13 protein-coding genes are annotated in these 22,792 nt (G+C 42.1%); 2 read left to right on the top strand and 11 right to left on the bottom strand.

Translation table 11 applies throughout. From position 1 onward, the window contains the following. Positions 1-5 precede the first annotated feature (5 nt). From hslU to LZF95_RS14140, 6 genes are all read right to left on the bottom strand, one after another. Complete coding sequence (gene hslU, locus LZF95_RS14165; protein WP_233755747.1) at positions 6-1,403, bottom strand: ATP-dependent protease ATPase subunit HslU; 1,398 nt, start codon at positions 1,401-1,403, stop codon at positions 6-8. Positions 1,404-1,510: 107 nt separating this feature from the next. Then, positions 1,511-3,991, bottom strand: coding sequence for an endopeptidase La (gene lon, locus LZF95_RS14160; protein WP_233755746.1), 2,481 nt, complete (start codon positions 3,989-3,991; stop codon positions 1,511-1,513). A 123-nt stretch (positions 3,992-4,114) separates the two neighbouring features. Further along, entirely contained in the window at positions 4,115-6,154 is a 2,040-nt protein-coding gene (locus LZF95_RS14155) for a kelch repeat-containing protein (protein WP_233755745.1), read from the bottom strand. Between the two features lie 5 nt (positions 6,155-6,159). Continuing rightward, a complete protein-coding gene (locus LZF95_RS14150; protein ID WP_233755744.1) occupies positions 6,160-7,431 on the bottom strand; it encodes a hypothetical protein in 1,272 nt (423 codons plus the stop codon). Between the two features lie 145 nt (positions 7,432-7,576). Continuing rightward, positions 7,577-8,902, bottom strand: a complete 1,326-nt coding sequence (gene rseP / locus LZF95_RS14145) for an RIP metalloprotease RseP (protein WP_233755743.1) — start codon at positions 8,900-8,902, stop codon at positions 7,577-7,579. Beyond that, positions 8,902-10,068: a 1-deoxy-D-xylulose-5-phosphate reductoisomerase gene (locus LZF95_RS14140; RefSeq protein ID WP_233755742.1), complete on the bottom strand. Its 1,167-nt coding sequence runs from the start codon at positions 10,066-10,068 to the stop codon at positions 8,902-8,904. The genes rseP and LZF95_RS14140 overlap by 1 nt, the downstream gene beginning before the upstream one ends. A 230-nt stretch (positions 10,069-10,298) precedes the next feature. Here LZF95_RS14140 and LZF95_RS14135 point away from each other — a divergent pair, with 230 nt between their 5' ends. After that, positions 10,299-11,750, top strand: coding sequence for a trypsin-like peptidase domain-containing protein (locus LZF95_RS14135; RefSeq protein ID WP_233755741.1), 1,452 nt, complete (start codon positions 10,299-10,301; stop codon positions 11,748-11,750). A gap of 90 nt (positions 11,751-11,840) precedes the next feature. On the opposite strand, the gene LZF95_RS14130 is transcribed toward LZF95_RS14135, so the two are convergent. From LZF95_RS14130 to LZF95_RS14110, 5 genes are all read right to left on the bottom strand, one after another. Further along, a complete protein-coding gene (locus LZF95_RS14130) occupies positions 11,841-13,421 on the bottom strand; it encodes a hypothetical protein (RefSeq protein ID WP_233755740.1) in 1,581 nt (526 codons plus the stop codon). Continuing rightward, on the bottom strand, positions 13,403-14,509 hold the full coding sequence (locus LZF95_RS14125) for a DUF4249 domain-containing protein (protein ID WP_233755739.1): 1,107 nt from the start codon (positions 14,507-14,509) through the stop codon (positions 13,403-13,405). Before LZF95_RS14125 ends, LZF95_RS14130 begins: the two co-directional genes overlap by 19 nt. Before the next feature lie 2 nt (positions 14,510-14,511). Then, positions 14,512-17,202, bottom strand: a complete 2,691-nt coding sequence (locus LZF95_RS14120; RefSeq protein WP_233755738.1) for a TonB-dependent receptor — start codon at positions 17,200-17,202, stop codon at positions 14,512-14,514. Between the two features lie 65 nt (positions 17,203-17,267). Further along, a complete protein-coding gene (locus tag LZF95_RS14115) occupies positions 17,268-18,734 on the bottom strand; it encodes a SusD/RagB family nutrient-binding outer membrane lipoprotein (RefSeq protein WP_233755737.1) in 1,467 nt (488 codons plus the stop codon). A gap of 12 nt (positions 18,735-18,746) precedes the next feature. Beyond that, positions 18,747-21,917: a SusC/RagA family TonB-linked outer membrane protein gene (locus tag LZF95_RS14110; protein ID WP_233755736.1), complete on the bottom strand. Its 3,171-nt coding sequence runs from the start codon at positions 21,915-21,917 to the stop codon at positions 18,747-18,749. Between the two features lie 420 nt (positions 21,918-22,337). Here LZF95_RS14110 and LZF95_RS14105 point away from each other — a divergent pair, with 420 nt between their 5' ends. Continuing rightward, on the top strand, positions 22,338-22,754 hold the full coding sequence (locus tag LZF95_RS14105) for a nucleotidyltransferase substrate binding protein (protein ID WP_233755735.1): 417 nt from the start codon (positions 22,338-22,340) through the stop codon (positions 22,752-22,754). Positions 22,755-22,792: the final 38 nt, after the last annotated feature.

Genomic DNA, 22,792 nt, shown 5'->3' with positions numbered 1-22,792 from the left:
TTGATTTAAAGAATATACTGGGAAAGATCCCTGTTCTGTACAAGAGAGCTCAATCTGTCCTGTACCATTTCTTTGGTAACCATGATTTTGGAATTGGCTGTAATGGTATCCGGCACCTCAAACAGGAAATCATTCAGTAAGTGGCTCATTACCGTATGCAGCCTTCTTGCGCCTATATTTTCCACCTCTTGATTGATCAAAAAGGCCAATCTGGCAATTTCCTCGATAGATTCATCATTGAACTCCAAGTACACCTCTTCGGACTCAAACAAGGCTTGGTACTGCTTGGTAAGCGCGTTCTTAGGCTCGCGCAAAATTCTGGAAAAGTCTTCCTGGGTCAAGCTTTGCAACTCAACACGGATAGGGAATCTACCTTGGAGTTCGGGTATCAGATCTGAGGGCTTAGCCACATGAAATGCGCCCGCCGCAATAAACAAAACATGGTCTGTGTTGATCACCCCGTACTTGGTATTGACGGCAGAGCCTTCTACTATAGGCAATAAATCACGCTGTACACCTTCACGGCTCACATCGGGACCACCACCGTTTTTACCCGATTTGGAAGCGATCTTATCGATCTCATCGATGAAGATGATTCCGTTATTCTCAGCCAGTTTGATTGCCTCTTCCTTTACTTCTTCAAAGTCCACCAACTTGGACATTTCTTCTTCCAGCAGTATTTTCCTCGCTTCAGAAATACTCACTTTGCGTTTCTTCACCTTTTTAGGCATCATATTGGAAATCATGTCCTGAAGGCCTGCCATACTGGCATCATCCATCATCCCGTTTCCGATCATGCCTACCCCCACCGGCGAGCCTGCTTTCACGCTGATTTCGATTTTCCGCTCATCCAATTCCCCATCACGTAGCTTCTCCCTGAAGCGGTCACGGGTCCTTTCATTCAGTTCATCATCATTGCTTGGCTCAGAATCCTCCTCGCTATTTACAGGAATAGTCCGGGTAAATCCGGCATTTTTTACCGGAGGGATCAGAATATCCAGAATAATTTCTTCCACCGCTTCAGCGGCTTTCGCTTTTACAGCTTCATTTTTCTGATCCCTGACCAGTGCCACGGATTGCTCTACCAGATCCCTCACCATGCTCTCCACATCCCTGCCGACGTAACCTACTTCGGTAAACTTAGATGCTTCTACTTTGGTAAAAGGCGCATGCGCCACTTTAGCAAGCCTTCTGGCAATCTCCGTTTTACCCACGCCCGTGGATCCAATCATAAGAATGTTATTCGGGACGATATCCTTCTGTATATCGGTCTTCACCAGCAAGCGCCGGATCCTGTTTCTCAATGCTATGGCCACGTTGCGCTTTGCATCGTGCTGCCCAATGATATATTTATCCAACTCAGCGACAATCTGTCTCGGAGTAAGTGAAAGTATTTTTTCCATGTTGTTAGGTTAAAATGTACGCAGATCGCTGTGGTCTATGGCGATCTGAGTCATTGTATGATTTTAGTATTTTGATAAGTACTTAGCCTGATTTTGGCCAAAGAACACTAGTCGTTTTCTTTGGGGTTTTCAGGCTGTAAGTTAAACTTCAAGGGGTCGTCCACCTTTGCTTTCAAAAGTGCTATTTCCAACACTTCCTCCACTCTATTCACAAAATGGAAGTCCACTCCCTTAACGTACTGTTCATCGATTTCTTCGATATCCCGTCGATTTTTATGGCAAAGGATAATTTCCTTAATCCCAGCTCTTTTGGCCGCAAGGATTTTCTCCTTGATTCCTCCCACAGGCATTACTTTTCCTATCAGGCTGATTTCCCCTGTCATGGCTATCTTTGCCTTTACCTTTCGCTGGGTAAAGACAGAAGCCATCGCTGTCAGCATGGTAATACCAGCTGATGGCCCGTCTTTAGGCACAGCTCCCGCTGGTACGTGGATGTGCAGGTCATATTGATCAAACACTCTATGATCAATCCCAAGTTTCTCAGCTTTGGATTTCAGGTAGGATAAAGCAGTGATCGCGGATTCCTTCATGACTTCGCCAAGTTGCCCCGACAAGGTAAGTTTGCCTTTGCCCCGGCTAAGACTGGTTTCTATAAAGAGTATCTCGCCACCCACACTCGTCCATGCCAGCCCTGTCACAACACCAGCGGTATTATTGTCAGTATAAGACTCCTTATCAAACATCTCGGATCCCAGGATTTTCCGTACTGCGGTGGCCGTGATCTTGGGACTGTACTCCTCTTCCATCGCTATAGCCTTGGCTATATTCCGAACCACTTTGCCTATCGCCCTTTCGAGATTCCGTACACCGGATTCCCTGGTATAATCCTCTATTATTTTTACCAATGCAGCCTTGTCAAAGCTGATTTGCTTCGCCTTCAACCCATGTTCCTTTCGCTGTTTCGGTACTAAATGGCGCTTGGCGATTTCCACTTTTTCTTCCTGGGTGTATCCAGTCACCTCTATGATTTCCATTCTGTCCCGCAGTGCAGGCTGAATAGTATCCAGGGAATTGGCAGTGGCAATGAAGAGCACCTTGCTCAAATCATATTCTACTTCAAGGTAATTATCCAGGAAAGCGCTGTTTTGTTCAGGATCCAACACTTCTAGGAATGCTGACGAAGGATCTCCCCTGAAATCAGAAGAAAGCTTATCAATCTCATCCAGCACATACACTGGGTTTGAGATTTTCACCTTTTTCATGTTCTGGATGATCTTCCCGGGCATTGCCCCTACATAGGTTTTGCGATGCCCCCTGATCTCTGCCTCATCATGCATCCCCCCCAGTGACATACGCACGTATTTTCTTCCCAAGGCTGCCGCTATGGACTTACCCAAAGAGGTTTTTCCCACACCAGGAGGGCCGTAGAGACATAAAATCGGGCCTTTTAGATCATTTTTTAGTTTCAAAACCGCCAAGTACTCAATGATTCTTTCTTTGACTTTTTCCAATCCGAAATGATCGCTGTCCAATACCTTCTTGGCATGGTTCAAATCAAAATTATCTTGGGTAAATTCATTCCAAGGCAAATCCACCATGGTTTCGGCATAGTTCAGTGCTATAGGATATTCCGCTGCAGAAGGGTTGATTCTGAGCACTTTGTCCAGTTCCTTTTCAAAATGTCGCCTTACTTCTTCCGGCCAGTTCTTCTTAGCCCCCCGAAGTCTCAGGTCTTCCACTTCTTTTTCAGGACCCTCGTCCCCAAGCTCGGTCTGCAGGACCTTCATCTGCTGCCGAAGAAAATAATCCCGCTGTTGCTGGTCAATATCCGTGTGTACTTTCTTTTGAATCTCAGATTTCAGCTCCAGCATCTGGATGTCCTTCATCATAAACTCCAGCAAAAGTGTCGCCCGCTCTACCCCATCATTGATTTCCAGCAAACGCTGCTTTGCCTCAACCGGGGCGTTGATATTGGAGGAAAGGAAATGCGTCAAAAAGGGGGTATTGTCAATATTGTCCAATGCCACCTGGGCCTCCCTCGGAATCTCCGGGTTAAGATGAAGTATCCGGGTGGCGGATTCCTTCAATGACTCTTCCAATGCCTGGATTTTTTTGGAGCTTTTGGGGAAATTTTCCTCCAGGTATTCAGCTTTGGCAATGAAGTATGGGTCATCGGTGATCTGTTCACTGATCTGGAAACGTTTTTTCCCTTGGATAATAATGGTGGTGTTGCCATCAGGCAAGACGATCATTTTGATGATTTTGGCAAGTGTCCCTATTTGATAGATATCCTCCCAGCCTGGATCATCAATATTAGGATTGATCTGGGCACACACCCCTATCAGTTTATTTCCTTTTTGTGCTTTTTTCACCAGGCGTATGGAACGTTGCCTCCCCACGGTGATGGGGATGACCACCCCAGGGAAAAGCACCGTGTTTCTCACTGACAGAACAGGGATCTCATCTTCAAGAACTTCCTTTCCCTGCGCATCATCCTCTTCATCGGTTATTAGCTGGATCAGATCTCCTTCGCCGGCAAAATCACCGACCATCATATTTTGAAACACTGAATTTTCGAATTGGCTCATATAGACAGAATGACAGCTAAGCTGTCCGTTTTATGCTAAAATAAAAGAAGAACCCTCAAAATACGAAGGTTCTTGCTAAAAGGTCAAGGTGCATGCCAAAGGGGCAAATGGTCAGAATGGCAGTTATTGGTCAAAATATTCAGGATCAAACTCAAAAAGTGACCTATCTGAGTAAACATAAATCTTATCCTCCGATTGAAATGAGTAATTCCAATTGAAATAAGAAACCGTAAATCCATGCTGCCAAATCTTAGTGGACTCTGTCCGCATATTGAACGCTGAAACTTCCTCCGGGTAAAAACTGTAAACCCAGTCACCTATTACAAATATTTCATTGGCAGAAGTTGGTCTTCCAAAATGTCCCAAATCTGCATAGGGCTCCCAATTTTCTGTAGTGGGGTTAAACTGTCGTATTTCTGGATATATAGATCCAGTGTTGTCCATAATAGTATAAATAGCACCATCATATCTAAAGGTTCTGAATAATACAGTATACTGATCATTTTCAAATTCTCTTTCAAGCTTTTCCCAAGTATTGGTAGAAATGGTATACTTATATACACCTGCATCCCAGATATAACCACCGGCGGTATATTTATATCCTCCTTCAAAATACAAGTGGCTACCCATAGAATAAATTAATTTGGGTTTGTTTGCCAAGGAAGGAATATCAGCAAGTTGTTTTAATTTATTTGTTTTAGGATCAAATTCCCAAAAGGAATTCTGACTGACTGACTTGCCAATGGCACCTAAATAGATTTTACCGTTAATAGAAGCGTAAGAGAATCCACCGGCAAGATGGTACACACTTTCTGGACCGCTGGCCACTTTTTCTACTTTACGTAATTCCGGGTTAATTCTGTACACATTATTTTCCAAAAAGAAGTACCCAATACCCTCAACAGTCACCCCACTTTCCTGTACATTTCTATAGCCAACAAATTCCTCCGGCATTGGCATAAAGCGCAAATTCGGATCAGTGAAGTGAAACTCAGCATAATTCTTAGATTTCTGTCCATAATTATTTGCATAGACTTTCAGATTTCTGGATGAAATATTTCTCCCAAAAATTACACCTACCATATCGGAAGTGGCATGCTCACTAGGAACAGCAACACCAGGAATATCACTTAAGAATTCATTGCCTTGATACTCTTCTATAAAATTCTGTCCCAAGACTTCATAGTAATCATAGGTTTTACCAGAAAACTGTTGATTTGGTATTAACTCCGATCCCTTCATCCTGAAAACATCTTTGAGAGGATATTCCTTTCCACGAACTTCAACTACCAAGCTCCCATTGGCAGCAATATAATTATTCATCCGTGCTAGAAATGTTATTTCCTTTTCTTCGTACTTCATGACAGGCAAAGGCCATCCTCCACCATTCTCACTCTTCATGATCACCTGAACTTCATCAGAAGTGAGAAAATCTCCCTTTATCACTACCTCCTGTTGATAAAAGACCTCTTGAATTGGGTTAGTAAAAAACTGTGGTTCTTTGAAATTTACTTGTTCATTTAATTCTAACTTTTTCCCTGCAATAGTGATATCGAAGTTTAAGTTAATAGATTGGTCATCTATTCGATCAATTTGTATCAAGCTTGGGATTATAATTTCAAAACTCTCTTTGGTTAATCCTAATACCTGGGCAGGAGTCCCATTTACCTTTATCTCATAATTTTGAAGGTTTGTGCTAAGCCTTTCAGCAAAGACAAGTATTGTATCACCATAATAAGCCGGCTGCGCAAATTCCATTCTATCAAACACAAACCCCTTACTTCCCTGACTCAAAAACTCGGTGGGAGTGGAATAGACAATTCCATTACTAGTCCGAAGAAATGCTGCAACATAATATATCGTTCCCTCTATCAATCCATAAGAAGCTGATAAAGTGAAATTTTCCTGAGGAGCACCTGGATTACTGACATAATCTGAGTATCCTATTGTAGGATTATCTGACTCTGAATACACAAATCCATATTCCAAAATCTCATCACTCCCACGGTCAATCATGCGGGCACGAAACTCCGCCCCCTCCTCAGATATACTCTGCACTAGTGTCACAGAAAACCGTGGGTTTGTCCTTGGTACAATCTCTTCTTTTTCACAAGAAGCTAAAAACATGATAGAAACCGCGGCTATTATAAATCGTAACCTCATACCATTCAAAATTCAAATCCTATATTAAATGAAACAAGCGTATTATTATATCCTACGTTGGTTGAATTAGGCAAAAAGGTCAAATACATTCCTTTTGCATAATCCGCTTGAATTTCAGCGTATAACCTTCTTTTCTCATTGATTGGAATAGTGCTTCCCAACTTCAATCCAGGAACAAAAAGTGATGGTTCTGCCTCCATCAGATCCATGTTGCTTAAATAGGTTTGATTTGAATGAAGGTGTGTAAAGTCAATGTATCCCTCACTGGTTTTCAGGGAAGTAAACATTAAACCAGCACGTAAACCAAAATAAATATTCAAGTCATCCCTTTTATAAAAACTAAAATTGACACTAAAAGGGATTTGGATGCTTCGCTGTGTAAAATCTTGCGATCCTGTTACCATAATGGATCTATTGACTTGACTGATCGACCAAGTACTAGACATGACCTGGTACTTGAATCTTAAATCAAAACTTATTCGAGGAGACTTTCTGAAATCATGAAGTCTAATGCCTGCCTCAGCTTGAAAATTACGTGGTTGATCTATTTTACTTGCTCTCCCATACTCATTTTCAAAAGACCTAATGAACATAGCTGCCATTCCCACTCCTACAGTAGGTGACATTTTAAAAAGTGGAATTTTATCTACATGAACCTTATAAGGTAATTGCTCGCACTCATGATATTGTGTTAGGATACGGATCAAATCTTGTTCTTCCAAATTTGCCCGTTCAATCAGGTCATTTATTTCAAAACCACAGCTTCCCGCCGTTAATATCTTTAGAGTAGAGATATACAATTTGATACGTTTTCTCCTCTTTCCCCCATCATAGGTCACATCCTGGTAATATGAGCGAAGCTCTTGGATCTCTAATCCATTGTCTATATAATATTTGCCCTTTTTATAATCCAGTTGGAGTTTGCCGGAAAACAAAATCTGTACAAATTCAAGTGCTGAGGATTCGTCCAGTTTTTTGCTCATAAAAAACCGCCCATTGGCCAGCCCAAAAGCCTGAAGATCTGCGGGAAAATAAGTCTTTACACTTCCATTATGCTCAAATTCAACTTTATCATAATTGGAGTAATCATAGTTGCTGATGATTTGTCCAAAAAGCTTGGTTCCATCAGTAGTAATAATAAAATCCGACTCCAGAGCGGAAGCTGGATTGATTCTTGACCATATCTCTTCCTCTATATAACCACTCTGTGCCTGGACATAAAAAAATGGCATACCCGTCAAAATCATGACCACCACCATGAGTATAATTCTATTCATATGTCTCTAATTATCACGCTAGATAATTAGATTATTTTTAACTAACCAATATTTAGTTAAAAATATTTTTAGTAGAGCCTGCCACTGGTTAAAAATCAAAAAGCCGGGATTTCTCCCGGCTTTCCTTATATACTTTCACTCTGCTTTAGCCCTCACCTGTAAACAGTTTGAGCACATCGTTTCCGATCGCAAATACCATCAATGCAAGCAGGACGACCATACCGACTTTCTGGGCATTCTCTAGAAATCTATCGGAAGGCGCACGTCCTGAGATCATCTCATATAGCAAGAAAATCACATGCCCTCCATCCAGTGCAGGGATCGGCAACAGATTCATAAAGGCAAGGATCATGGAAATCAACCCTGTGATAGTCCAAAATTTAGTCCAGTTCCAGGTATCCCCATAGATTTTTGCCATCCCAATAGGCCCACTGACATTTTTGGTTGATACTTCCCCGGTAAACATCTTACCCATTGCTTTTGCATTCACGATTACTACCGTAAATGCTTTTACCGTTCCCTTTTTAAGTGATTCAGTAAAACTATATTTGCTTTGAACCATTTCTATCAAAGGATTGACAGCAATATCCACCGTCCCCCTATCTGTCACCGCTACCATTTTATGTATGGTGTCATTGGAACTCGTCAGCAATTCAAAATCAGCCGCTTTATTTTTGGATTTTCCAAGTGCAGTCTGTAGTTCGTCAAAATAAGTGATTGGCTGACCATTTACAGAAAGGATTTTATCTTCTGGCGTGATTCCGGCTTTGTCTGCCGCACCACCTTTATCTATCTTGCGTAGTTCGAACGGATATCTGATGTCCACAAAACTGTTTATCGCATTCTGACTATTGAAGGAATTGATAAAGCCACGGGGAATATCAACTTTGAGGATTTCTCCTCCACGATCTACGGTGTAGTAGCCATTTTCACTGAGCAAAGCTGAACCTGAAGTAAGATCACTGAGTGTTTCATAGGGTTCACCATTGATATCCAAGATCTTATCACCTGTTTGCAAACCTATAGACTCACCTATTTCAAGGGCAACAATGCCGTTTTCTATGATTTGGTCCCGGGAGAAATAGGTTTCCCCATTATTATAAACCAAGATCACGAAAATCACGATTCCGGTAACCACATTGACAATAATTCCGCCCAACATTACGATCAGACGCTGCCAAGCTGGCTTGGAGCGAAACTCCCAAGGCTGTGGCTCCCCGGACATTTGCTCTGAATCCATGGATTCATCCACCATTCCGGAGATTTTTACAAATCCTCCCAGTGGAATAGCCCCAATGGAATATTCGGTTTCCCCATACTGGAATCCGGCGATTTTCGGAGGAAATCCAATTGAGAATTTTTCTACTCTCATGCCAAACATCTTGGCGGTAAGCAAGTGGCCCAACTCGTGTAAACCCACCAGGATCGACAATCCCAGGAGTAATTGGCCCACCATAATTAAGGTATCCATTATACTTTATTCGTTATTAGTTCTTTTGTAATTTCTCTTGCCCGCTTATCCGTCTCCACATAATCCTCCAACTTTGGATGTGCAATAAACTCAGCTTTTTCGAGAGTTTCGCCAATCAGCTCTGACATTTCCAGAAAACCCACTTCTTTATTCAGGAAAGCCGCAACCGCTATTTCATTGGCAGCATTCAACACACATGGCGCATTCCCTCCTTTTGCAAGGGCATCATAGGCCAGCTGAAGATTCTTAAAGGTTGTTAAATCCGGTTGTTCGAAGGTCAATTGAGGATAATCCATAAAGTCAAACCGCTCGAAATCACTTTTCAGCCGATCAGGAAAGCTCAGGGCAAACTGAATTGGAATACGCATATCTGGTAATCCAAGTTGTGCTTTGATCGATCCATCTTCAAACTGAACCATGGAATGTACAATACTCTGAGGATGTACGACCACATCAATCTGCTCAGTTTTCAGCCCGAACAGCCATTTTGCCTCGATCACTTCCAAGCCCTTATTCATCAAGGAGGCAGAATCTATAGTGATTTTTGCACCCATGTCCCAATTGGGATGCTTAAGTGCCTGTTCACAAGTTACAGTTTCCAGGAAAGTTCTGTCCTTACCCCTAAACGGGCCGCCGGAGGCAGTAAGGATGATTTTTTCAATAGGATTATGAAACTCACCGATCAGGCACTGAAAAATCGCGGAATGCTCAGAATCCACAGGATAGATATTGACCCGGTTTTCTTTTGCCAAAGCAGTGATAATCTCTCCTGCTACAACAAGAGTCTCTTTGTTTGCCAAGGCAATCTGCTTACCTGCCTTAATGGCATTTACCGTAGGAATCAGCCCGGAATAGCCTACCAATGCGGTCAAAACCACATCAATAGTTTCCATCTCCACCACTTGGGCAATAGCTTTGTCGCCCGCATACACTTTAATGTCCTTTGGCTGAAGGATATCCCGAACTTTGGAGTACAGTGTTTCATTACCGATCACTACCACGTTTGGATTAAACTCCAGCGCTTGTGCAACCAGTAAATCCGCATTATTCTGTGCGGTCAGAACCTCCACAATAAAATCTTCAGGATGTTGGCGGATCACCTCCAGGGTTTGGGTACCAATACTTCCGGTGCTGCCCAGAATGGCTACGCGTTTGGGTTCTGTCATTCAGTTTTGGATTGTTGAGTAAATCAAAACTCTTTAGATTTGGTGAGTTTTCTCAATTGCTGACAAAATTACAAGATGCTCCCACTTTTCCTTGTACAATTCGTCAGATTTTATCAGATGGCATATTTTTAAAGGCCAAAAAGAAGAGATTTTATTACACTTTGAACTTAAAAAAAGTGAAATTCTCAACAGAAACCAGTGCAATCCGTCACTTTGATAAATAATTCGCTATGAACAGTCTATTCAAAACAACCGGAGTGTCCTTTCTGGCAGGCTTGGCCGGAGCTGCAGTCTGGACATCAATCAATTTTTCGGAAACAGAACAGTTTTATAATGCTCCTGAACCCAATACCGCTGAGGTAAGCTTTACTTCCCAACATCAACCTTCCACAAGGCCATACGCTGCTACTGATGCGCCAATTTCTTTTGTCGAAGCATCGGAAAACAGTACAGAGTCTGTTGTCTTTATCAAGAACTTCTCCGGAACCGATCCCAGAAGATACAGTATGTTTGATTACTTCTTCGGAGGAGGGGGGGTACCCACCCAGCAAGTCAGTACAGGTTCCGGTGTGATTATTTCAGCAGATGGCTATATCGTCACCAATAACCACGTGATAGACCGGGCGGAAACCATAGAAGTGGTACATAAGAAGAGAACGTACAAAGCCAAACTGATCGGCACAGATAAAAACACCGACATAGCGGTTTTGAAAATAGAAGAAACCAATCTGCCCGCAATTAAGCGTGGCAGCAGCCGGGATCTGAAGATCGGAGAGTGGGTACTTGCAGTTGGAAATCCATTTAATCTTACCTCCACTGTCACTGCCGGGATAGTCTCTGCCAAAGAGCGTCAGATCAATATCCTAGGAGGGGATTTTCCTCTGGAAAGCTTTATTCAGACAGATGCACCCATCAACCCGGGCAACTCTGGGGGTGCTCTTGTCAACGTAAATGGAGAACTGGTAGGGATCAATACCGCTATCCTTTCCAGAACAGGATCTTATACAGGATATGGATTTGCAGTACCAGTGGATATTGCCCTGAAAGTGTCCAATGACCTTATACAATACGGAGAAGTCCAAAAAGCCATTCCAGGTATAGAGGCGGTAGAAATCACACCTGAATTGGCGGAAGAAATGAACATCAAAACGCTAGATGGAGTCATAGTCACCCATGTGATCAAAGGGGGTGCGGCAGAGCAGGCCGGATTGCAGCGCAATGATGTGATCACAAAACTTGGAAACCAGGTAATTACCGGAAAAGGAAGTTTCGAAGAAGCATTGTCCTATTATTATCCAGGCGATGATCTGAGTGTGAATTTTCTACGAAAGGGAAGCTCAAAAACAGCTGAACTCCGACTTCAAAACCTAGAAGGCGGTAACGGAGTAATTAAGCGGGAATTCTATAGCTCAGGTATTTTAGGGGCAAGACTGGAAGCGGTGAATACCATAGAGAAAGACAAATTTGGGGTGGATTATGGTATCAAAATCACCGGATTGACCAGAGGATATCTACGGGAGCTCGGGTTGCGGGAAGGATTCATCATCACCCAGATCAATGGAAACCCTGCGCAAGATCCTAACAAAGTCGGTGCCTACCTGGAGAAATACAGCGGAAGGCTTTTACTTGAAGGTGTAGCCTCGAACGGACAGCCATTTATGCAGAGTTATAGTGTGAGGTAGCACCTAAATTTAAATTTACCTTATTAAATATACTATCTAATCATCTAGGCGATCCATAGAAATCATGATTCCATAAAATCTTGCTATCGGTCAGTTTGAAACAGGTGAAAGGTCATCACAAAATACCGAGATGCCCTCGGAGCTTAGGCAAGCCCCCCACAGCTGATAAGTCTCCGCTACATCGGATGGTTCCCATATAAAAGTATGACTTGGCTCTACCAGAGCCTTCGGTTCCCAGAGCAAAACGGGACGGAGATCCGGTAAAGCTGAGTCAACTCTCTTATTTACTTGCACCAAATCATTTACTCCCTGGTAGTAGGGATAATTTTCTTTCTCATCCTTCTTTGGATATTGGAATTCTTCTTTCATTTCTATACTGACCACCCCATACCTGCCCAAAACACCAAATCGCTTTTGGGATTGGATTGAGTTATAGATAGAAATGGCTCTAATTTGGTGAAAAGGCGTTTCCATTAGTTCCCCCAACTCGAATAGAGGTGAACCATTAACTAGAATTAATGGCCCTGATTCGTATCGGAAACCTGAATTTGCCGGAGACAGGTACAATTCGTACGTGTTTTTGTTCCGTTTTACAGATGCCTTTGAGACTATACCTGAAAAAGCCTCTCTCAAGGTAGCAATGCCAGAATAATCACTGGCCAGATAAACCTGATCAGGAGCGATTTGTTCTGTTTGTTTAGCTAGTGGTTCATATTCATCAAAACCAGTCCGGTAAATCTGGTCTATGTATTTCCGCTTTCTTTTATGATCCAAAATTTTCACAACAGCTTCGCTAAATGGCACTTTGTCCTCAAATGGTTTGAACTGGTTATTCTCCAAAGATGAAAAATCCACCTCCACTTCACCTATAGGTTCTCCTAAATTGCCGGATTGATATGCCCAAACAGCAGAAGCCCCTCTATGATGCATAAGTTTATCTTCGTACCTGGCACTATCACGCCATGCAAATTCCTCAACCAATCCCTGATCCAGAAAATAGACAGAGATTCTTGAGTTAGGTTCTTTAACAGGCGGTACTAATTTGAATTTCGGTGAATTATCTACCACAACTTCCGATTCCTTCAATGTTCCGAAAAGTGGAGATGCTTCCAGCGAGGGATCGTAAACTTTCACTACCACTAATTCCGTTTCATTGGATTTTGATGAGGCCTTAACGGAGTTTGATTTTATTTCAACTTTAAAACATTCATTATCAGAAATTTTTTGCTTTAACGGATCTAACTCAGGATCAGCATTTTTTGGAAGGGAAGTCGATGAAAAAATTGCGGGATTATAAACATGGATTATAGCCTCAGTCTGGAAATCCGAACCCGGAATATGAGCCACCAGCTTATAGTTCCCCGTAGCAAGCTGGTCTGATAATAACAAAGCGGAGGATGCATTGTCCATGGAAGCATTAAATCGCTCGATAGCCACAGTCTTTCCTGTGTTATCGACCAAATACAGATTCAACAGTTTATCTTTCTCGACTGGACTACCAGCTTCATCCACAGGGAGCAATAGTAAAGGGACTATATCTCCACTTACAAATACCGAGGAAGAGACAATCATGCCCACTCGGTGCTGTGTATCCTGAGCAAATGACAGGTTTTCTCCCGAGTTAATAAGAAAAAACGTTACCGATAAATAAGTTAGAATTCGTTCCACCATTCTGGTTTTTGGTTGGTAATATCAGTGAGTGCTCCCCTGTAGTCCAGGCAATTGCTACAGCCAGCAGGAGGAATGAATGGTATGCCGGGAATAGGCTCGCAAGGATCAAGAAATGTGAGTTGATAGGGCAAGTCTTCTGGGGAAAGCATCCATCTATAAGAGGATTCGTGTGCGACAAAAAAGTAGCCCGAAACTTTCTCTTCAGCATCGGCGACATTTCGGATATTAGTTACCAACTCAAATGGAGGAGGGTCAAAGATACCTCCGCCACTTTGTTGCTGGGTAGCAAGCTGATCCCAAAACTGGTATCCTTCAGGTGATAGGCTATATTGGGTAATGTAAGCTGAATAACCAAACTTAATCTGCTCATTATCGTCCGTTTCTAAAAAAAACAATCCCCGGTTATATCCCCCTTTTTTATCTTCCCAAACTCTTATGTCCTGATATTCATAAGCATTCGTAGCATAACACCGTTTGTTTGGGTTATTATCTCCCAGCATCGATGTTTCAAAAATCCAACTCGGCACAATTTTCCATCGAAAATAGAAGATCTCTTCTGAATGCTCCTGTAATGGGACAGACACCTGAACTCCTCTCTGCTCTACTAACTGTGTCTGATTATCTACATTAATGCTCTTCAGGATCGTCTTATGTTCCACATCTACTTTCTCAATGGCTGGAGCGGGATGAATCCCATCCTCATCGGACTCGTATATCCTCCCATCTGAAGTCTCTATATGCACTTTATAAGTCACGCCTACCTTAGCAGAGAAATCCGCATCCCCGATCAAGTATTTTTTAGCTTCTGGGTTCCAGAGATAGGCATAGCTTTCACCCTCAGAAGTCAATAGGGTAACCCTGGCATCAGGAATCACCTCATCCAGGACATTATTCACCGTGCTGGTCCATCGCAATGCCACATAAAATCTTTGAGGAGGTGCAGGCTTCTTACTTTGCTCCAGGTAGGAAATATTGGAGATAAAGCCGTCCACAACCAGCCGACGTGGTTCACTTCCTGTCTCGAAGGAAACGGGATCAATGCAGGCAGTCAATATCAATAGAAGCGCTATCGTAAAACTCTGTCGCATCTTTATAATTTAAAATTGTAAGAGATAGAGGGAAAGGCACTACCCAAAACAGAAAGCTGAAAGGCATTCCCTCTTTGGGTAAAATAAACTGAAAAGGGATTTCTTCTGCTGTACACATTATATATGGAGAATACCCACTCCCCGTCAATAAACTTCTCTTTTTTCAAGCCGCTTTTCAACGTAAAAGCCAAATCCAATCTGTGATAATCCGGAATCCGATATTGATTTCTGTCACTGTAATTCAGCACTGAGAGAATGTCTTCAAATTGAAACTTAGAAACAGGAACCGTAATTGGCCTGCCTGTAGAATACGCAAAATTAAGATTCATGGCAAACCTTCTACTTACCTTATAATCCATTACCAGGGAGAGGTCATGCGGTTTATCATAATTGGCCGGAAAAAAGCTCCCCCCATTGATTTTCTCTTCTTTGAACGGGGATTGGTCAAACTTCCTTAAACTTCTAGAATAAGTGTATCCTACCCAGCCTGTGAGCTTTCCGCGATTTTTCCTAATCAAAAACTCTGCTCCATACGCTTTGCCTACACCTTGTACCAAGTCAGCATCCAATGTTTCATTTAATAAAATCGTTGCGGCATTCTTATAATCGACTACGTTTTGTATGTCCTTATAATAGCCTTCCACCGATACTTCAAATAGATTATCCTTCCAGTTTTTGAAGAACCCCAGAGTATATTGATCCGCAATCGAAGGAGATAGATTATATCCCGAGGACTTCCAATAGTCCACAGGTGAAATAGCAGCCGTGTTTGAAATCAAATGGATATACTGGTTCGTCCGATAATAGCTGAGCTTGATCGAGCTGGAAGGAGTAGCGAGCCATCTAAAAGAAGCCCTCGGCTCTATACCAAAAAAAGACTTAGCTATTTCATTTGAGCTAAAGGCCAAGGTATCTGTGACAGATGCCGGTGTACGGGGCTGATCAGGATCAAATTCAAAGTAACTGCCCCCTAGAGCCAAATAATTAGAGACCCTCAACCCATACACTAAGGATAAGCGCGGAGAAATGACGTACTCATCATTCAGATAGACGGCACTTTCAAGCGCGTTTTCCTGCGGGATTCGCACCATTTGAGAGGTGGTATTTTCTCTTCCTGGAGTAAATTCCCCATTATTGAAATCATAATAAAGCGAGGTAAATCCAAAATCGAACTTATGCGCAGCTCCCAATTCATAAGTAAAATCAATTTTTCCCTGATAGTTTAGAATACCGGATTGATAGTCGAAATCGTAATTGACTTCAGTATTATGAATATTACTTTGGAAATCACTCACGACCATCTGTGCCTGCATCAGAAATCTGTTGTTAAACCGATGTCCCCATTTTAAAATACCGAGTTTGGTCTTCCACACATAAGCTGTATCAGATGCAAATTCAAAATTATCCTCACTAAGATATCCAGAGAAAGTCAGAACGTTGTTTTCATCTAGGGTATGGTTGACTTTAAAATTGACATCATAGAATCCTGCGGCACTTTGGTACAAGTCCGGATCTTTCATCTGCTTCAGCATCCAGTTAGGATAAGCAGTTCTTCCTGATATCAAAAATGTGGTTTTGTCCTTCTTTATTGGCCCCTCTATCAGTAGTCTGGAGGAGATCAACCCTATCCCACCCTGTACTTCCATGCCTTGGGAATTTCCGTTGCGAAGGTTTACGTTCAGCACAGATGAGACTCTCCCGCCATAATTAGCAGGCCCGCCTCCTTTGTATAATTCCACGTCCCTGATCAGGTCTGAATTAAATGCTCCAAAGAAACCAAACAAATGAGAACTATTATACACAATAGCCCCGTCCATCATGACCAGGTTTTGTCCCGGATCTCCGCCGCGTACATTGAAACCTGACGTGCCTTCTCCGACCGAGCTCACGCCAGGGAGAGAAATGAGGCTTTTCACCGGATCTACTTCGCCCATGAATGTGGGCAGACTTTTGATTACCGCAATATCAAGGATTTCCCTTCCTGCAATTTTTTCAGAAACAGAAATTTCCTGACTTCTGGCGGTGATAGTGAATTCTTCCAGCTTAAGAGTTTCATTAAAAAGTTCCGCATCCAATTCTCCTGTATTGATCAACTGAATTGGGATCGATTGAGGCTCATAACCTGAATATTGAACAAGCAGTTTATACTTTCCAGGAATAATTTTCAGCACATACTTGCCGTCTAAATCAGTAACCACCCCCTCTTCGCTGCCTACTACCTGTATGCTTGCTCCGATCAAAGGTTCATTTTCACCGGCATCAGTGATCCTGCCAGAAAGTGTAACCGGCAAATTCGAATTTTCCGGCTTGCCTGCTCCTATTAATTGATATCCATTAAGGTTGGCGTCATCTTCCTCCCACTTTTCGTACCGGTATGCCTCCAAGCCTTCCTGGTTGACTATGATTAAGAGATCTTTATAATAAACAATACTATAGCCATAATTTTTCAATAGGTTTTCTATGTATTCAATAGCGTTTTCCCCTTGTTTGGCATTTACCAGAAAAGCTTCAATTCCCCATTCCTTTTTATAGAAAAAGAGGTTTTCTGTATGCTCTTGAAGATTATCCAACACCACTGGAAGGGGCGTTTCGAAATAGTCCCGATCAAAAAATATTGGCTTGACCGGCTCTTGTGCGAAGAGTACCGGGGTTAAAAGCAAGAAGAATAATAAGTGTGGTAGTTTTCTCTTCATAGGTGCAGGAAGCATAAAAATGCCATCCACAAATTGCAGATGGCATTTTATATTTTCAGCTTAAATTAATCAACATCCCACCAAACCGGAGTATCCAATCCATCGGCACCTTGACGGGCTACTACAGCCTGGTAGTTTGTAGAATTAAGGTTAACCTCAAACAAAGGATATGCTTGACGCACTGGAATCTGACCACTGGCGTTCAGCGCATCTTCAGCTGGCTTCAGATCTGGATAACCAGTTCTTCTCCACTCTGCCCATGCTTCATAACCATTCAGGAAGTTGGCTATCCACTTCTGGGTATTTATCTTCTCTAAAGCTCTGGCATTATCATATTGAACCCATGAATTTGATATGTAAGTGGCATATCCATCAGCTACCTCATATTGTTCCAGAGAGGCTTCGATACCTTGATAATATAGCGCTTCGGCATCTCCAGCAATCCATCCTCTATGGGCAGCCTCAGCCATAGAAAACAATACCTGAGCTGACGTAAAGATATAATTTGGAGCATCTTGAGCTCGTAATTCTTCTCCTAAGAAAGATTTGTTTGTATTGGGAATCGCACCGGATCTAGCTTCTGACAGCCCATAAGGCATCCCTACATAGTTCCCTCCATTTTCAGTAGGATCTGCATATACAGGAAGACGCGGATCCATGGCGACATTGAGTACTCCACCGTTTGCTACAGTCTGCATTCTATCTACCAAGGTATTGGCCACAGCATAATCACGGCGTGTAAGGAATCTGGCAAACCATGCATTCTGGAAAGCTGCTTCCGGTAGGTTCGCGTAGAAAATGTTTTCGCTATTATCCAAAGCAATCACTCCATCATTTATAGCAGAAGCAAATTCAGCGGCGCCAGTTGTTGGATCTACCTCCGAAAGCCGCAAAGCCATCACCATACGGAGTGTATTTGCAAACTTTTTCCACATATCCATATCTCCATCGAAAAGGATATCCCCCTGTACAGGCGCAGTTGAAGATATGTTTGCTTGAGCGGTTTTGAGTGTAGCCAAAATACCCGCATAAACATCTGATTGTGCATCAAATGCAGGTTGACGTACTCCTTCACCAATATTTAATGCCTCAGAATAGGGAATATCCCCCCATCGATCGGTTGTTCTCTGGAAAAAATAAGACTGCAGTATTTGAGCCACTGCAATCTGATTCTCGTTTGAACCATACCTTGATGCTTCCACCATGGTTTCCTCATTAGAATTTACGAGAATGATCTGCTCTAAATCCATTAATGCTCCTCTATATAGGGCTCCATAATCAAATATAATTGTCTGATAATTATCCGCACTCGTGTATTGGGAATTTGCCAAATATTGCGAATAAAGTGAGCCCTGAGGATCATCTACTGTTCCCTTCAAGCTATTGATTGAATTAGTCAATAAGGAAGACGGGATTGCCTGAGTTGTTTCATTAGGGTTTACGTTAGTATCCCCGAAATCTCCTATATCACAGGATGCTACTCCAACAGTAACCATCCCGATAAGCATATATTTTGAAATTGATTTTTTCATGTTTCTTATTTATTAGAATCCTAAACGAATATCAAAACCAATAGATCGTGTAGCAGGAAGCTGCCCACTATCCACCCAAGCACCGTTGTTACGGGCAGTTCTGGTATCACCTGACAACTGGGAAGGATCCAAACCTGGTACGTTTGTTTTAATCAACCAAGGGTTGTTTGCCACTACTGCCACAGCTGCGGTTCTTAAGAAATTGGTACGCTGTAGCAAAGATTGGGGCAGGTTATAACCGAATCTAATCTCACGCAGTTTCACATAGCTCGCATCATATACCCATGCTTCGTGTAGACCGAATAGTGACTTCCAATAAGCATCTGTCTCTAGGTACGTGTCATTTTCTGTTCCATCTGCATATACTCCATCAAACTTCAGACCTCCACCGTCCTCTACTGCATCCCGCATAGGTACTCCTTTATCGTTGTTACCAACTGTCATTTCTCCCAATCCAGAATAGGCGTTGAACATGTTGGTAATGGAATTGATCTTACCTCCGATTTGCCAATCAATTGTAAAACTCAATTCAAAATCCTTATAGGTAAATCTGTTAAAAATACCACCAGTATAATCAGGCAACACCGTACCTAAAACTTGATTTTGAACCTGCAAAGGAATGCCATCATCTCCAACCACAATCCTACCTGCTTCATCTCTTTCATACTTTGCACCAATAATAGTTCCCCACTCTTCGCCTACTTTGGCTCTTGCTGAAATTGAACCCCAACCGCCAGAGACACGGTCACCAAGGAAACCATTTACAAGCTGAATAGCATCTATACCGGGATAAATTTCTTCGATAAAGTTTCTGCTTCGCGCAAAATTGAAGTTGATATCCCAATTAAAGTTGGTAGTTTGAATCGGTGTACCACCGATTGTAGCATCCCATCCACGTGTATATGTCTTACCTGCATTTATTGTATAAGAGGAAATACCCGTTGTGCTAGGCACCTCAGTACTGATTATTTCATTGGAATTATCATAATAGAAATAAGAGAACTCCGTGCGGATACGGCCATTGAGGAATGCTAGCTCTATACCTGTCTCAATCGCAGAAGTTGTGCTAGGTCTTAAAGTTGGATCTACTAATGAATTAGGATAACCCATTGTAGGATTTCCATTATATGGGGTACCTAATGCATAGGTAGGGTCTAATTGATATGGATTCAATTCACTGCCCACTTCTGCATAACCTGCACGAAATTTACCAAATGATAAGATATTTTGGCTACCCAATAGCTCGGAGAATATAAATGAGGTAGAAACAGCCGGGTATGTAAACGCATTATTGTCTTCTGGCAAAACAGAATCCCAATCCCGCCGAATCGATGCATCTAAGAATAATATTTCCTTATAGCCTATACTAGCTTGTGCAAATAGTGATCTTACTTCCCTTTGACGGAATCTATTGGCCACAACTGGACGATCCACCGAAGCACTCACATTATAAAGGTCAGGAACTGAAAGCCCTCCTGCTGTTGATATACTATTTCTACTATCTTTATCAAAACGAATATTACCACCTGCCAGTGCAGATATAGAAAAATTCTCAGTCACATTGCTGTACTGCCCCATAAACTCAAAGTTATCTTCCGTACGCTCTTCTGTACCTTGTCTGTATCTATCAAGGTCAAGTGTACCAGAGGCTATCCGATCATCCCATCGGTATGATTCGTAATAACGGCTTGCATTTGCAACTACAGAAAGTCCATCAACAATTTCATAGGACAATCCAAATTTACCGTTGTACACATCTTTTTGGGACTCTGCAATATTTCCATACTGTTCAGTGTAAGGGTTATTCCAATAAAGCGGTGTAGAGTTTCTTGCAGAATTTATATTCCAACTGGTATATCTGCCATCAGGCATTCTATAATACCTTTTTAACATGTCCATATCCAGCTGACGCTGGAACCATTGATTGAAATTCTGGGAAACACTGCCTTGGTATCCCTCAGTTAGGTTTCCAAAAGTGTTGGTTCTATTATAATTACTCATTATCCGCATTGTCAATCCTTCTGCTAGATCAACACTTGCATTCAAGTTCAAAAATGTTCTTTCCTGATTTGTGTTTGGTAATACACCAGTTCTGTTCACATTAGTCACTGTTGCATTGACATTATATCCCTCGCCAGCTTTTCCTATATTCAAGCTGTTTTGCACACCAACTCCAGTGTTAAAGAAATTCTTCACGTTGTCTGGATTTGGAGACCATGGTCGAGTCTGACCATAAGATTCAGTTCCAGGAGTAAAGGCATCCCACTGGGCTACCTGACGTCCATCCATGCGTGGCCCCCAGCTTTCATCCGCTGAGAAATTTGGAATTAGGGCACCATTTAATCCAGCAAGTGCAGGATCATCTGTGGCAGGATTGAAGGTAAAGGTCTCAAATTCCTGAGAATACCCCCCTCCATATTCGTTTTGATACTTGGGCATTACGGAAACATTTTCAAATGTCGTCGTATTGTTGAAATCAATCGTCATAGCCCCAGCTTTAGCCCTCTTCATGGTAATGATGATCACACCTTCTTTAGCACGCGAGCCATATAATGCTGATGCATTTGCTCCTTTCAATACGTTAATTGATGCCACATTGTCCATGTTGATAGAAGCAGGATCAGCAATGGGCACACCATCTACCACGTAAAGAGGTGAACCTCCGCCGAAACCTCTTACACCTCGAATACGGACTACTGCCTCTCCAAATTTGGCTCCGGATCCTGAAACCACCTGAACACCTGAGATCTTACCTGCAAGTGCTTCATTTAAATTGGTCTCTCTAGCTACGCGGAGATTTTCGGCCACCACTTCTTGAGTTGCATAACCTAGAGTCTTCTTTTCCCGCTCAACATTAAGAGCTGTCACTACCACTTCGCTTAGTTGAGTCACATCTTCAGCTAGCTGTGCGTCGATGGTTGATTGGTTCCCAATCTCAATCTCAGTGGAGGTCATGCCTACAAATGAGAATATCAATACTCCTCCCGTATTAGGTACAGTCAATTGGTACTTACCGTCAATGTCGGTAATCGTTCCGTTCTGAGTTCCTTTCAAGATGACACTTACTCCAGGCAAAGTAGCCCCGTCTGATGCAGACGTCACCGTACCTTCTATAGTACGGTTTTGAGCCCAGGCTAAACCTGAAAGGACCATCAAGAAAGAAAATAGTAAAATTTTCTTCATAAGGGTTTTATTTAGTTTGGTTGAAATTAATGATCCATGAAAATGTTAATGTTTCATAATCGTGCAGAACAAATATATAGAAAATCAAAATGCGTACAAATCAAACCAAACACAGCAACACCCCACCCAAAGCCCGATGGACGCAAACAGAACCAAAACATCAAGTTTAAAAACCCCACGACAAGTGATTTATACTAAGAATTTCAATTTTTATTCATAAAAAAAACCTGTTTTTTAAAAATTCGGATTTTTCATCTCTTCACAAAATGTTCAGTCAAGGAGAAAAAAAAATCTTTTTTTTTTGCGTGCCAAATTTTAAAAATGGGGCTTCAATAGATTCAAAAGCAAAACAAACTCTTAACATTAGAATTTATTCATCATATTTTATTATTTTGATACTAAGTGCTAAACAATGTCACATTGAAAACATCCGCTAAAAACCCCGGTCAAATCCTAGTTGAATTCAGCAACTCGCTAGAAGAGCTGGTGGACTACTCCACACGGGCAAAAAGCAGTGGATTTGTTGAAGCTCACTCAAGGCAATTATTGGGCAGCTTTGAAAAAACACACGAGCTCGCACTGGATCTACTGACCAGTTACTTTAAACAATTTGGGAAAGGCCCTTTCTCAGGATCCAGGGATTTAACTGTCGAGGCTTTTCATGCTGACCTGATCGACGATGGAAAGGCTTGGCTGGATATAGTAATAGACCGCATTCAGTACAACCCAGTCTATCCTATTGACACTCAGGAGAGGTTCTTGGAAAACATCCAAAAAAGGTACACTAGACTGCTCCAGCGCTTTGAAGATACTATGAGTAAAAAGTTGAATGAGTAAAAATCATCATCAAACAACCTCCGCCCTACAGTCAGGCC

It is taken from the genome of Algoriphagus sp. AGSA1 (assembly GCF_021390545.1).
In the GTDB taxonomy this organism is placed as follows: domain Bacteria; phylum Bacteroidota; class Bacteroidia; order Cytophagales; family Cyclobacteriaceae; genus Algoriphagus.
The sequence above is the reverse complement of the archived record's forward strand: the minus strand, read 5'-3'. Positions and strand labels throughout refer to the sequence as shown.

Coding starts and splice junctions, on each gene's coding strand:
- LZF95_RS14110 (WP_233755736.1), bottom strand. CDS start 21,917: ATGAAGAAAATTTTACTATTTTCTTTCTTGATGGTCCTTTCAGGTTTA.
- LZF95_RS14115 (WP_233755737.1), bottom strand. CDS start 18,734: ATGAAAAAATCAATTTCAAAATATATGCTTATCGGGATGGTTACTGTT.
- lon (WP_233755746.1), bottom strand. CDS start 3,991: ATGAGCCAATTCGAAAATTCAGTGTTTCAAAATATGATGGTCGGTGAT.
- LZF95_RS14130 (WP_233755740.1), bottom strand. CDS start 13,421: ATGGTGGAACGAATTCTAACTTATTTATCGGTAACGTTTTTTCTTATT.
- LZF95_RS14140 (WP_233755742.1), bottom strand. CDS start 10,068: ATGACAGAACCCAAACGCGTAGCCATTCTGGGCAGCACCGGAAGTATT.
- hslU (WP_233755747.1), bottom strand. CDS start 1,403: ATGGAAAAAATACTTTCACTTACTCCGAGACAGATTGTCGCTGAGTTG.
- LZF95_RS14125 (WP_233755739.1), bottom strand. CDS start 14,509: ATGCGACAGAGTTTTACGATAGCGCTTCTATTGATATTGACTGCCTGC.
- LZF95_RS14135 (WP_233755741.1), top strand. CDS start 10,299: ATGAACAGTCTATTCAAAACAACCGGAGTGTCCTTTCTGGCAGGCTTG.
- LZF95_RS14150 (WP_233755744.1), bottom strand. CDS start 7,431: ATGAATAGAATTATACTCATGGTGGTGGTCATGATTTTGACGGGTATG.
- LZF95_RS14155 (WP_233755745.1), bottom strand. CDS start 6,154: ATGAGGTTACGATTTATAATAGCCGCGGTTTCTATCATGTTTTTAGCT.
- rseP (WP_233755743.1), bottom strand. CDS start 8,902: ATGGATACCTTAATTATGGTGGGCCAATTACTCCTGGGATTGTCGATC.
- LZF95_RS14120 (WP_233755738.1), bottom strand. CDS start 17,202: ATGAAGAGAAAACTACCACACTTATTATTCTTCTTGCTTTTAACCCCG.